1 protein-coding gene is annotated in these 599 nt (G+C 61.3%); it reads left to right on the forward strand.

Annotated features, from left to right (window positions below):
- Positions 1–599, forward strand: a 599-nt coding sequence (locus tag ACX27O_RS33045) for a non-reducing end alpha-L-arabinofuranosidase family hydrolase (protein WP_458940604.1), incomplete at both ends; no start/stop codon positions are given.

Raw genomic sequence — 599 nt, forward strand, 5'->3', positions numbered from 1 at the left:
ACGGTGGCGCCGTCGTTGTTCTACTTCGCGCCGCGCAACATCTGGGTGTTGGCGTATCAGTGGGGTGGGCCGGCGTTCTCGTACCGGACGTCGTCGGATCCGACGAACCCGAATGGGTGGTCGTCGCCGCAGACGTTGTTCAGTGGGAGCATCACTGGTTCGGGTACGGGTCCGATTGATCAGGCGGTGATCGGTGACAGCCAGAACATGTACCTGTTCTTCGCCGGTGACAACGGGAAGATCTACCGGGCGAGTATGCCGATCGGGAACTTCCCGGGCAGTTTCGGGTCGAACTACACGACGATCATGAGTGACACGACGAACAACCTGTTCGAGGCGGTGCAGGTGTACAAGCTGCAGGGCCTGAACAAGTACTTGATGATCGTGGAGGCGATCGGGTCGCAGGGTCGCTACTTCCGGTCGTTCACCGCCAGCAGCCTGGGTGGTTCGTGGACGCCGCAGGCCACCAGTGAGAGCAACCCGTTCGCGGGTAAGGCGAACAGTGGCGCGACCTGGACCAACGACATCAGCCACGGTGAGTTGCTGCGGACCAGCGCTGACCAGACGATGACTGTCAACGCCTGCAACCTGCAACTGCT

The sequence above is a fragment of the Micromonospora sp. SD19 genome (assembly GCF_054462275.1).